Consider the following 12,426-nt stretch of genomic DNA (forward strand, 5'->3'; position numbering starts at 1 on the left):
GCGCCGCTCTCGTCGTCTGGCACCCGCGCAACAGTCGGTAGGGGTGCCGCCCGCGACGGGTGATGAATTTAAGTAGACGGCAAAAATCAAGAAGGGGTCTATGAAATCGCCCAACCGGCCAGGTGGCCCTGGTTTGTGGTGTACGGCTCCTTGGTCGCGTCGACCGCAAAATCGGCTTCGGGACGCGACGTCGTCCTAGATGGGCGCCGCAGTGGCGGTGCCGTCGTATGGAGCAGTTTTGGCTGGAACGCTCTCGTCATCATTATTTTGTTGTGCGACAGGTGCTTTCGTAGTGTGTAGCCGATGGCCGGCTCTTGGTGAACCCGGCCGATCACGTCAAGTTGCCGACCGAGCGCACCCTTTCGGGCGGCACGCCAGGCTTCTGCGTGCCGCCGAGCTGGCGGGTCTGTGCGACGGTGACATCGCCTGGCCGGTCAAATCGAACGGCACGGTGAGGCTGGCCATTGAGCGCACAGTGATCGACTCGGGCGAGGGACTCGTTTATGGCACGACCAAGACGAAGCGCAGCGAGCGCCGGGTACCGCTGACGGCGGCGACAGCGGACATCCTGCGCGACTGTCGCCGGAACAGCGACGAGATGGCGACAAGCCTCAAGCGATGGTCGAGGTCTTCTGCAAAACGCAACGCTCTGAACTGCGGTTACGTGGAGCCGATGACGGGAATCGAACCCGCGTTCTCAGCTTGGGAAGCTGATGTTCTGCCATTGAACTACATCGGCGCTTTCGCCCCGAAAGGCTAGCACTTAGGGGTGGGAGATGGTGCCAAGTCCTGGCGCTTGACGGCCCCGACGTGTCGCTCGTTGGTCAGGCGCGATCGAATGACATTGGTGTAATTAAGTGGCGATTGTCACTCTCGCGATGTTTTCTGATGAAACTCATAACAACCGTATAAACCCGTTAGATGTCATAGTCACAGTGAATCTGGGACATCCGCGCAGGTAGCGGCAGTGCCCTCGACGGCAAAGTTTTCTGACGAGGGGGATGTTTATTGATTCGTTATATCGTATGGTGCTTTCCGTGGGCAGGCATTCATTAGCCCGGAAGCGGCGTAAATGGTCAGCAGGGCTGGCTGCGGTGGTCGCGCCGACCGCCGTCTACTTCGCCGTCGCGGGTGATACCCATCCAGTCTCCGCCGGTGACCTCGCCAAGCGAGTAGTTGCCGAGGAGCCACAGTGCTGTGTGGAGATCGTGACACCTACGCCTAGGGCATTGGCGTTCGATATGCCCGGCGACCAGAATGCGTCTACCGAGGGTTTCCCCGGCAACCAATTTGCTGCGGCGTCCAGGTACCGCATTAACAGCCGATTCTTGCCCGCTGGTGTGGCGTCAGAGCAGGGTCTTCAGGTCCGGACGATCCTGGTGGCGCGCAGTATCAGCGCGTCCTTCCCCGAGATTCACCAGATCGGTGGCGTGCGACCGGACGCGCTGCGCTGGCATCCAAACGGTCTCGCGCTGGACGTGATGATTCCCAACCCCGGCAGCGAGGCGGGCATTGCGCTCGGAAACCAGATCGTCGCCTACGTGATGGAGAACGCGGACCGCTTCGGTATCCAAGACGCCATCTGGCGGGGCACCTACTACACGCCCGGCGGCGCCCGGTCTTCCGGTTACGGCCACTACGACCACGTCCATGTCACCACCACCGGTGGCGGATACCCCACCGGCCACGAAATCTATCTCCGCTGAGCCTTGCTAGCGTCCAGGTGACAGATACGCTCGTCGGGTGTTGCTCTCCGATCGTGACCTCAGGGCCGAAGTCTCCGCCGGACGGTTAGGCATCGATCCGTTCGACGACAACCTGATTCAGCCCTCCAGCATCGACGTCCGCCTGGACTGCATGTTTCGTGTGTTCAACAACACCCGCTACACCCACATCGATCCGGCGCAACAGCAGGACGAGCTGACGACCCTGGTGCAACCCGTCGACGGCGAACCGTTCGTGCTGCATCCGGGGGAGTTCGTATTGGGCTCGACCTTGGAGTTGGTGACGCTCGCCGACGACCTCGCGGGGCGCCTGGAGGGCAAGTCGTCGTTGGGTCGGCTGGGGCTGCTGACGCACTCGACCGCCGGCTTTATCGACCCGGGGTTCTCCGGCCACATCACGTTGGAACTGTCCAACGTCGCCAACCTGCCGATCACGCTGTGGCCAGGCATGAAGATCGGCCAACTGTGCATCCTGCGCTTGACCAGCCCGTCGGAGCGTCCTTACGGCAGTTCGGGCGTGGGCTCCAAGTACCAGGGACAGCGAGGCCCCACCCCGTCCCGCTCGTACCAAAACTTCATACGAACTACCTAGCCCAGCCACAGCTTTCGGGACAATCATTGAGATTGTCTAACGAAAGTTGAGGGGGTTTCTTGGACGTCGTACTCGGAGTATCGATGGCGCCGGCGGCGATCCGGATGGCCTTGATCGAGGGCGAAGACGCGGACGGCCCCATCATCGAAGAGGACAGCTTCCGCCTGGGCCAAGATTCGGCCGCCGTCGATCCAACCGATCGAGTGATCGCCGCGATTCTGGGCACCCGCGAAGGCGCGCAGGATGCCGGTTTGCGCCTGTCTTCGGTCGGCGTGACGGTGACTGACGAGATTCAGTTCGCCCGGCTACGCGATGCGCTGAGTACCCACAAGATCGAGAACGTCATGCTGGTCTCGGGTTTCCTTGCCGCGGCGGCGCTTGGGCAGGCCGTCGGTGCCGCCATGGGCTATCAGCGGACGGCGGTGTTGTTCGTCGAGCCCGACACGGCGACCTTGGCGGTCGTGCACAGCGACGACGGTTCGGTGTGGAACGTCCGCAGGCAGCTGTTGTCTGAGGACGACAACGCCGCCGTGGGCGAGGTGGTCGACATGGTCGCCGCCACCGAGGCGATGGATACCCGCCCCGACGGCGTGTACGTGGTCGGCACGGGCGTCGACGTCGGCCTGATCAAATCGGTGCTCGACCAGGCGACGACCCTGCCGGTGAACGTGCCCGAGGAGCAGGAGATGGCGCTGGCTCGGGGCGCGGCGCTCGCTTCGGGCAATGCGCCGTTGTTTGCCTCCACCACCGCCGCCCTGGCATATGCGCAAGACCCTGATCCTGGCGTCGACCAGCGCGTTGCAGACGCCGGTCTGGCCTACAGCGCCGTGGCGGAAGAGCAGTCAGATGCTGACGAGACCGACAGCGACGTCAAGGGCAAGCGCAAGTCAAGTCTCTTGGTCGGGAGCTCGCTGGCGCTGACTGCGATCGTCGCAGTCGTCGCGCTCCAGATCGCGCTGGCGATCGATATCCGCCCGACGGTCGCGTTGGAACCGCGCCCGAACGAGAACCGGCTGATTGAGCCCAGCCCGGCACCTGCGGCACCACCTGTGGCCGCCCCGCAGCCGAAGCTCGACGTGCCGGTTCCGACGGCGGCGCCCCAAGTTGTCCCGCAACTGCCGGCGCCCCCTCCGGCGGCGTCGGTTCCGCAGGCTCCTGCGGCGCCGGTGCTGCCGGCTCCTGCGGCGCCGGTGCTGCCGGCCGCGCCCGCTGCTCCGCAATTGCCGGAGGTGGCCCCCGCGGCGCCCGAACCGGTGATCAACGTTCCGCAGATAGTGCCGGTGCCGATACCCGTCCCGGGTGTCCAAGTTCCCGGACCCAACGCGCTCTTACGTCCACCTGCGGTGCAGGCTCCGGTTCCGCGACAGGAGCCGCAGCTCCCGGTGTCACCGCCCCAGATACTTCCGGTGCCGCAGGTGCCGGTGCCGAAACCGCCAAACTCAGGCCCCAGGCCCGGCCGTGGTTCCGGTAATGACGGCGTACCGGGAATCGGCATACCGGGCCTGACCCCAGGTAGGGGCGACGGACCGGCCCGTGGCCCAGGCGGCATCCCGGGCCTCAATCCGGGCCGAAATCCGGGCCTCAATCCTGGCGACGGTCCAGGTCGCAGTCGCGGAGGCATCCCGGGGTTGAGTCCCGGCCGTGGTCCCGGTGGGGGTCCGGGCGGGATCCCGGGCCTCAATCCTGGCGGCGGCGGGAAAGGCCCGCTCGGCGGTGGCGGCATCCCCGGCCTAAGTCCCGGTGGCGGTGGCAAGGGCCCCGCCGGCGGCGGTATCCCTGGCATCGGCTCCGGCAGCGGTAAAGGGCCATTCGGGGGCGGTGGCGGTGGCGGCGGCGGCTTCGGTGGCGGAAAAGGTCCCCTCGGAGGGGGTAAAGGTCCCTTCGGTGGTGGTGGCGGGGGGTTTCCAGGACGCAGGTAGTGGCCGCGGACCGACGAATTTTCGCTCACTCAGCAAATTGAATTGGCATCCTAAGCAAAAGCGCGAGTAGGGTGGTAGTGCAGGGTCGGGGGGCCCGCGAGTCGCGCTGTAGATCCGCGCCGACACAAACGACTATTGGGGGAGCTTTGGACACGGTACTTGGTGTGTCGATGGCGCCAACCGCAGTCCGGATGGTGCTGGTCGAGGGCCAGAACGGCGATGGGGCCCTAGTCGACGAAGACAAATTCGACGTCACCGTTGATGAGGATTCAGCAACGACGAACGCAGCTGAGCAGGTGATCTCGGCGATCCTCGGCACGAGGGAGGGCGCGGCCGAGGGTGGCTACGAACTGGCCTCGACCGGCGTGACCTGGCGAGACCCGGCGCAGGCCGCAGAACTGCGCGATGCCCTGGCGCATCGCAAGGTTGAGAACGTCATGTTGGTTTCGGCGTTCTTGGCTGCGGCGGCGCTGGCGCAGTCCGTCGGCAACGAAACCGACTACGCCGAAACCGCGCTGCTGTTCATCGAACCCGACACCGCGACATTGGCCGTAGTGAACAGCTTTGACGGGTCGATCGCCGACATTCATCGTCAGCCGTTGCCGGAAGACGACGACGCGGCGGTGGCAAAACTGACCGAGTTGGTGTCGGCTGCCGAAGACTTGCCACAGCATCCGGATGCCATGTTCGTGGTGGGCAGTGGCGTCGACCTGCCGTTGATCAAGCCGGTCCTGGAGGCGGCTACGACGCTTCCGGTGACTACCGCGGAAGAGCCGGAAACGGCGTTGGCCCGCGGCGCGGCGTTGGCCGCAGCAAACACCCCGCTACTGGTGTCCTCCACGGCGGCCCAAGCCTACGCTCAGGTGCACGGGACGGGTGCAATGAACCCGTATGCGTTGGACGCCGCGTACTTCGACGACGTTTCCCACAAGGTCGACACCGGCGAGGCCCTCGCCTACAGCGCCGTGCCCGACGAGCAGACAGAAGCGCAGCCCGGCTTTGTGGAGCAAGAAGAGCGAAAGCCGTTTGCGTTCCTCGGAAGCATTTTGGCGGGCATTTTCGTAGTCGGCGTGGCGGCACTGGTAGTTTCGCTGGCGGTCAGCATCCGGTCGACGTCGGGTACACGGCCTGACCCGGGGCAGAACGCCGTGGTGCCTCCGAGTCTTCAGGCGCCCGCACCGACTCCGCAGGCGCCGGCCCCGACTCCGCAGGCGCCGGCCCCGACTCCGCAGGCGCCGGCTCCGACTCCGCAGGCGCCGGCAGCGGTACCTGAAGAACCCGCCAACGTGCCTCAGGGACCCGTCAACGTGCCGCAGGCGCCAGCGCCTGCTCCGGTGGAGGTGCCCCAGGCACCAGCTCCGGTTCCCGCTCCGGCACCGGCAGCCCCCATTCCAGTGCCCGTGCCCGTGCCGATCCCGGACATCTTCAATCCACCTGGCCCGGGCCTGCCAGGTATCGGCGGCCCCGGCGGCGGCCGTCCGGGCAGGGGGCCAGACGTCAAGATTCCTGGCGGCGGCGGCAAAGGGCCTGGCGGTGGCCATGGCGGCGGTCGCGGAGGCGGCCACGGAGGTGGTCGCGGCGGTGGGTTCAACATTCCCGGCATCCCCGGCATCTGATTTCGCCGGTTAGCCGTCATCTGCCGTTCAGCGTCGCGATGCGGTTCGCTCATCGCGGCCACCTACACACGGTGTCATGCGATGCACCGTCTTCGGCACGGGTTACCTGGGAGCGACGCATGCCGTCGGGATGGCAGAACTGGGACATGAGGTCGTCGGTGTCGACATCGACCCGGGCAAAGTTGCAAAGCTCGCCGGCGGCGACATTCCCTTTTACGAGCCTGGCTTACGGAAGTTGTTGAGCAGCAACCTCGCTGCCGGGAGGTTGCGCTTCACCACCGACTACGACATGGCCGCCGAGTTCGCCGACGTGCACTTCCTGGGCGTTGGCACGCCGCAAAAGAAGGGTGAATATGGGGCGGACCTGCGCCACGTACACGCCGTAATCGACTCGTTGGTGCCGCGTCTCACCAGGGCATCCGTACTGATCGGCAAGTCGACCGTACCGGTGGGCACTGCGGCCGAGTTGGGCCGCCGCGCCGCCGCATTGGCGCCACCAGGAGTCGATGTCGAGATTGCCTGGAATCCGGAGTTTCTGCGCGAAGGATTCGCCGTGCACGACACCTTGAGTCCAGACCGGATTGTGCTCGGTGTGCAAGACGATTCGATCCGTGCCGAAGCGGTGGTCCGGGAACTTTATGGGCCGCTGCTGGATTCGGGAGTGCCCTTCCTGGTCACAGATCTGCAGACGGCGGAGTTGGTCAAGGTCTCCGCCAACGCCTTTCTGGCGACCAAGATTTCGTTCATCAACGCCATCGCCGAGGTATGTGAAGCCGCGGGCGCCGATGTCGGCCTGCTGGCTGACGCGCTCGGTTACGACCCCCGCATCGGGCGCCAATGCCTCAATGCGGGTTTGGGTTTCGGAGGTGGCTGCCTACCGAAGGACATTCGTGCCTTCATGGCGCGCGCCGGCGAGCTGGGGGCAGACCAGGCACTGACGTTCCTGCGCGAGGTCGACAGCATCAACATGCGCCGGCGTACCCGGATGGTCGAACTGGCAACCGCCGCATGCGGCGGTTCGCTGTTGGGAGCCAACATCGCCGTGCTGGGCGCGGCCTTCAAACCCGAATCCGACGACGTGCGCGACTCACCGGCGCTCAACGTCGCGGGCCAATTGCAACTCAACGGTGCCGCGGTCAACGTCTACGACCCCAAAGCGTTGGACAATGCGAACCGATTGTTCCCGACGCTGAACTATGCGGTTTCGGTTGCGGAAGCCTGCGAGCGCGCCGACGCTGTGCTGGTACTCACCGAGTGGCGGGAGTTCGTCGAACTCGACCCACGGGACCTGTCCGACCGGGTGCGGTCGAAAGTCGTTGTCGACGGCCGCAACTGCCTCGACGTCTGTCGCTGGGAGCAGGCGGATTGGCGGGTGTTCCGGCTGGGTGCTCGGTGGCCTACGCGCTGATGGGCTTTGAAACGGGACGAGGCGCATTCCGGGGGCGGCCGTCGGCGCGCAGGAAGCCGCCGGTGCGCTCGCGCCCGAGGAGTTCGGTGGGCTGTCCATCGCGGAATACCTGCCGCCCGGAGACGAAGACGGCGTTGACCGTCTGGTCATTGCGGTTCACCATGCGCGAAAGTCCGCCGTAGGCCGCAACATCGGCTTCGTGGTAGGCGTCCAGCGAATCGTCGAGGCGCTGTGGATCGATGATCGCAAGGTCGGCCCAATCGCCCACCCGCAGGTGGCCTGCGTCCAGGCCGTACCAGTCTGCTAGCTCTCCGGTGAGTCGGTGCACCGCCCGCTCTATCGACATGAACGGCTGGCCGGCCTTTTCTGCGTCCCGCGCATGCCGCAACAGGCGCAGACCGCAGTTGTAGAACGCCATGTTCCGCAGATGTGCGCCCGCATCCGAGAAGCCCATCTGCAGGCCGTTGTCGCGCGCGAGGCGGCGCAGCATGTGCGGCCGATGGTTGGAAATCGTGGTACGCCAACGGATTTTGGTGCCGTGCTCGAGAACCAGGTCGAGGAAAGCGTCGACCGGGTGCAACCCGCCGCGTTCCACGCCGACCTGGCCGAAGGACTTGCCTACCACCGATTCATCGGGGCAGGAAACGATCTCGGCATCGAAGAAGTCGCGATGCCAGGCGCGTGGACCGAATCTGTTGTCGTAGTCCTTACGGAAGCGTCTCCGATATTCCTCGTCACGCAGCAGCTCGTTGCGTTCGAGCTCGTCTTTGAGGTGCAGCGCCGCCGCGCCCGCTCCGAACTCTTCGAACACCACCAGGTCGATCCCGTCGGCGTAGACCTCAAAGGGCACCGGCAAGTGCTGGAACCGGAAGTCGCCGCCTAATCGGTTGACCATCGCCGACAGCGCGACGGTCAACCACACCGCACCGCGTGACGACTTCATGTCTGCGGCGGCCAGCAGGCTGGTCTTGAGGCGAGGCCGTCGGACGCCCAGTGACTGGAACGCTTGCGACACGATGTTCTGCGGGTGGCTGATGTCCGGTCCGGATTGCAGGGCGCGTCCAGTCCGGCGCAGCAGGGCCTTGAGTCGACGCAGCTCGCCGCGCTTGGCGTACGTCGACGGCAGCGTGCGGGAGCGGCAGGTTTCACCATCGATCTTGTCGAAAAGCAGTTGCTGCGAGGACATTCCGAGGAATCCGGCGTCGAGTGCCTCGGACAGCATCTCCTCCATCCGGGCCTGCTCGGCCCCGGTTGGCCGGACGTCTTTGCGTGTGGCGCGGTCCAGACCCATCACCGCGGTGCGCATGTCGGAATGACCGATGAACGCGGTCACGTTCGGACCCAGCGCCAACGATTCGAGCGCATCGATGTACTCGTGCGCGTTGTTCCACGTCTTGTGCTCCCCGACAATGCGGACCACGTGCTCGTGCGGGATCGCCTCCACGCGCCCGAACAGGTCGGCGGCTTCGCCGGCGTCGACGTGCACGGTGGATAGCGAGCAGGAGCCCATCACTATGGTGGTCACACCGTGCCGCAACGATTCGGACAACGCGGGTGCCGCGAGCACCTCTGCGTCGTAGTGGGTGTGGATGTCGATGATGCCCGGAATAACCCATTTTCCTTGGGCATCAATGACATTGCGGCATCCCTCGGTGTCCAGTGGCCGCGGGGAAATGGCATCAACCCGACCATCACGGATACCGATGTTGCGGATCGCTGACGGGCCGCCGGAGCCGTCGAACCAACGGCCGTTGCTGATCACTGTGTCGAACGCCATTGTCGCCACCTCACGCCCTAGGTGCTTAGGTGACCAATCTACTCAACCGGTGGTGTGGACGATCAGCACGTCCACCGTGGCCTTGCGGGAGACTTCAGATGGGACTGATCCCAGCAGCCGGCCCGCGACGCTGGCGAGCCCGACGTTGCCGACGACCAGCAGATCGGCAAGCACCTCCTCGGCCAGCTGCACCAGCGCAGCGATCGGCGCACCGACGACCGACTTCTCTTCCACGTCCGTGGCCCGGCCTTGTGCGCCCGTTCCCTGGCGTCCTGCAGTATCGCGTAGTAGGGAGCCTCGCCCACCGTCCGATAATCCGCACCGTGGTCGCTCCCTGGTGGGATGGCGTACCGGCCCCGTTCCTCGGGTACGGGCAGATGAGCCGTCGCAACGATTAGTTTCGCGCCGTGGTCCGCGGCGATCGCGGCTGCGCGGTCCACGGCACGCAGCGACGAGTCCGAGCCATCGGTGCCGACTACCACGGTCTGATACGCGCTCATTTCCTCACAGTAGTAGCTATCGGCGCGGCTCATAACCCATGAATTTGGCCGAATCGGACAGAGCGTGCTGATGCAAATTTCGGGGGCAACGTAATTGCCGTCGGGGGAGAGGAGGGCCATAGAAGGAGCCGCAAGTGACGTACGACCTGCGTGAATCGGCCATGAGGGCTTGGTCACAGAAAATGAGGATTGATTTGACGGGTGTCAAGTCCAACTTCCAAGATAGTTAGCATGGCAAATGAAAGTGGGCAAACGCCCGTCCTGCCCGGGTCAGCCACCATGCGATGCCCGCATTGCAATGCGGATCGCCCGGTACAAAAAAGCATGGGGTCCAACTACCGGGTGCTGAGCTACTGCTCCCATGTCGTGGCCTTGGTACGTGGCCGTTAGGGCTCGGCTTCGTTTTCGTCCGTAGCTAAGCGGGACGGCGAGTAGCGTAATCGGCGTGGATTACGCGTCGGAATTCGTCAAGGAGAACCGCGCATTCGGGGAACTGATCCGCAAAGCGGACCATTCGACACCCGTGCCGGCATGCCCGGGTTGGAATATCGAACAACTGCTAAAGCACGTCGGCCGCGGAGACCGGTGGGCAGCGCAGATCGTCAAGGACAAACTCGATCATTACCTCGATCCCCGCAGCGTCGAAGGCGGAAAGCCGCCGCCGGATCCCGATGACGCCATCTCGTGGTTGAACGGCGGCGCCCAGCGACTCATCGACGCGGTCGAACTAGCCGGGGTCGAGACGCCGGTGTGGACATTTTTGGGTACCCGCCCGGCGAGCTGGTGGCTAAGGCGTCGACTGCACGAGGCGGCCGTGCACCGCGCCGATGCCGCGATCGCCGTCGGAAGCGACTTCACCCTCGAACCCGCCATCGCCGCCGATGGAATCACCGAATTCCTTGAGCGCATTGTGATTCAGGCCGGAAACGACGGTGCGCCGCTCCCGCTCGAGGGTGACGACACATTGCATCTGCACGCTACCGACGACGGCCTCGGCGAAGCGGGAGAATGGACCGCCGCACTGGACGCGGGTGGCATCACATGGTCGCACGCGCACGGCAAGGGCACGGTGGCGCTGCGCGGCGGTGCCACCGAACTGCTGCTGGCGATGACGCGCCGAGTCCCTGTCGCCGACACCGGGATCCAAGTGTTTGGCGACGACGCCGTATGGCAGAGGTGGCTGGACCGAACGCCTCTCTAGACTTTCAGACCATGACCACTTCGGAGATTGCCACCGTGCTGGCCTGGCATGACGCCCTCAATGCCGGTGACATCGACACTTTGGTGGCGTTGTCCAGTGACGACATCGATATCGGTGACGCTCACGGCGCCGCACAAGGGCACGCGGCGCTGCGAAAATGGGCCGAATCGCGGAGGACGACGGCCGAGTTGGGCCGGATCTACGAGCACGACGGGATCGTCGTCGCGGAGCAGAAGATCACCGACCGCGACAACCCCGGCATGGTCACTACCGCAGCCTCGGCCTTCCGGGTGGTCCGAGACCATGTCACCGCGGTGTTCCGTCATGGGGATCTGGAATCGGCACTGGCCGCGACCGATCTCACCGAGGCAGACGCCGTCGAATAAGCCGACCGAGGGTTGAGGAGCCAGTTATGCGCGGGATCATCTTGGCCGGCGGTTCGGGCACCAGGCTGCATCCGATCACCATCGGCATCAGCAAACAACTGCTGCCGGTGTACGACAAGCCGATGGTCTACTACCCGTTGTCGACGCTGATGATGGCGGGTATCCGCGACATCCTGGTCATCACGACTCCCCATGACGCGGCCGGGTTTCGCCGTCTGCTCGGGGATGGCTCGCAATTCGGCATCAACCTGAGCTGGGTGACGCAGGAAAGTCCGGACGGTCTGGCACAGGCCTTCGTGCTGGGAGCTGACCACATAGGCAACGACTCCGTGGCATTGGTGTTGGGAGACAACATCTTTTACGGTCCCGGTCTCGGCACCAGCCTGGATAGATTCCAAAACATCAGCGGTGGCGCCGTTTTCGCCTATTGGGTGGCCAACCCATCGGCCTACGGCGTCGTTGAATTCGACGCTGACGGTAAAGCGGTGTCGCTGGAGGAGAAGCCGGAGAAGCCGAAGTCCCACTATGCCGTTCCGGGTTTGTACTTCTACGACAACGATGTGATCGCAATCGCCAAGGGCTTGAAGAAGTCCGCCCGCGGCGAATACGAGATCACCGAGGTCAACCAGACCTACCTGAACCAGGGCCGGTTGTCGGTCGAGGTGATGGCGCGGGGCACCGCATGGCTGGACACCGGAACATTCGACTCGCTGCTGGACGCGTCCGACTTCGTGCGCACGCTGGAACTCCGTCAGGGCTTGAAGGTCAGTGTGCCCGAGGAAGTAGCGTGGCGGCGCGGTTGGATCAATGACGACGAACTGGAACAGCGCGCCCGCGCACTGTTGAAGTCCGGATACGGTGGCTACCTGCTGGAGCTGTTGGAGCGCAACTGATTTCGGCCGAATGGCGTTAGTTTTTCTGGGGGCGCCGCTACCCGTCGATTCCCAGTAGCGTCCCGCCCTTGCCGCCCACGCCGGCTTGGCCGGGGTACGGTCCAGTTCCGCCTTTACCGCCGCTGCCGCCGTTACCCATCAGCACGGCCGATCCGCCTGCTCCGCCTTTACCGCCGCTAGTTCCTGCGGGGCCGGCGCTGCCGCCGTCGCCGCCGTCGCCGCCGTTACCGATCGATCCGGCCTTGCCGCCGGCGCCTCCTGTGCCGCCGAAGACGTTGCCGGACCCGCCGAGGCCGCCGGCCCCTCCGTCGCCCCAGAGCATGCCGGCGCTGCCGCCGGCACCGCCGGGATGACACCCCCTTCGCCAAGGACGAACTCCATGAGTACCGATGCCGGGGCGCGCAGTCCGC

General features: G+C 64.9%; 9 protein-coding genes, 1 tRNA gene and 2 pseudogenes. 8 read left to right on the forward strand and 4 right to left on the reverse strand.

What is annotated here, in order from left to right; genetic code table 11:
• Window positions 1-665: 665 nt before the first annotated feature.
• Window positions 666-739 (reverse strand) — tRNA-Gly (locus tag BST27_RS23635).
• Window positions 740-1,037: 298 nt separating this feature from the next.
• On the opposite strand from BST27_RS23635, the gene BST27_RS23640 reads away from it, so the two are divergent.
• The 5 genes from BST27_RS23640 (at window position 1,038) to BST27_RS23660 (ending at window position 7,259) form a co-directional block, all read left to right on the forward strand.
• Window positions 1,038-1,706, forward strand: a complete 669-nt coding sequence (locus BST27_RS23640; RefSeq protein WP_232007307.1) for a VldE C-terminal domain-containing protein — start codon at window positions 1,038-1,040, stop codon at window positions 1,704-1,706.
• A 37-nt stretch (window positions 1,707-1,743) separates the two neighbouring features.
• The gene (gene dcd / locus BST27_RS23645; RefSeq protein WP_069419894.1) at window positions 1,744-2,316 is read left to right on the forward strand and encodes a dCTP deaminase; all 573 of its coding nucleotides are present in this window, start codon (window positions 1,744-1,746) and stop codon (window positions 2,314-2,316) included.
• A 59-nt stretch (window positions 2,317-2,375) separates the two neighbouring features.
• Entirely contained in the window at window positions 2,376-4,235 is a 1,860-nt protein-coding gene (locus tag BST27_RS34610) for a DUF7159 family protein (RefSeq protein ID WP_069419895.1), read from the forward strand.
• Window positions 4,236-4,381: 146 nt separating this feature from the next.
• A complete protein-coding gene (locus BST27_RS32570) occupies window positions 4,382-5,851 on the forward strand; it encodes a DUF7159 family protein (RefSeq protein ID WP_428842043.1) in 1,470 nt (489 codons plus the stop codon).
• A 76-nt stretch (window positions 5,852-5,927) separates the two neighbouring features.
• A complete protein-coding gene (locus tag BST27_RS23660; protein ID WP_069419896.1) occupies window positions 5,928-7,259 on the forward strand; it encodes a UDP-glucose dehydrogenase family protein in 1,332 nt (443 codons plus the stop codon).
• Here the strand turns inward: BST27_RS23660 and BST27_RS23665 are convergent.
• Entirely contained in the window at window positions 7,249-9,036 is a 1,788-nt protein-coding gene (locus tag BST27_RS23665) for an N-acyl-D-amino-acid deacylase family protein (RefSeq protein WP_069419897.1), read from the reverse strand. The genes BST27_RS23660 and BST27_RS23665 overlap by 11 nt on opposite strands.
• 42 nt (window positions 9,037-9,078) lie before the next feature.
• Window positions 9,079-9,536 (reverse strand): annotated as a pseudogene (locus tag BST27_RS23670) (universal stress protein).
• Window positions 9,537-9,981: 445 nt separating this feature from the next.
• Here BST27_RS23670 and BST27_RS23675 point away from each other — a divergent pair.
• The 3 genes from BST27_RS23675 to rfbA are packed head-to-tail and all read left to right on the forward strand — an operon-like array spanning window position 9,982 to window position 12,016.
• Window positions 9,982-10,737, forward strand: coding sequence for a maleylpyruvate isomerase family mycothiol-dependent enzyme (locus BST27_RS23675; protein ID WP_069419898.1), 756 nt, complete (start codon window positions 9,982-9,984; stop codon window positions 10,735-10,737).
• 11 nt (window positions 10,738-10,748) lie between these two features.
• A complete protein-coding gene (locus BST27_RS23680; protein ID WP_069419899.1) occupies window positions 10,749-11,123 on the forward strand; it encodes a nuclear transport factor 2 family protein in 375 nt (124 codons plus the stop codon).
• 26 nt (window positions 11,124-11,149) lie between these two features.
• Window positions 11,150-12,016, forward strand: a complete 867-nt coding sequence (rfbA, locus tag BST27_RS23685; protein WP_069419900.1) for a glucose-1-phosphate thymidylyltransferase RfbA — start codon at window positions 11,150-11,152, stop codon at window positions 12,014-12,016.
• A 37-nt stretch (window positions 12,017-12,053) separates the two neighbouring features.
• Here rfbA and BST27_RS34615 read toward each other — a convergent pair.
• Window positions 12,054-12,426 (reverse strand): annotated as a pseudogene (locus BST27_RS34615) (hypothetical protein); the annotation flags it as partial.

Origin of the sequence: Mycobacterium intermedium (assembly GCF_002086275.1) — a bacterium.
Lineage (GTDB): Bacteria > Actinomycetota > Actinomycetes > Mycobacteriales > Mycobacteriaceae > Mycobacterium > Mycobacterium intermedium.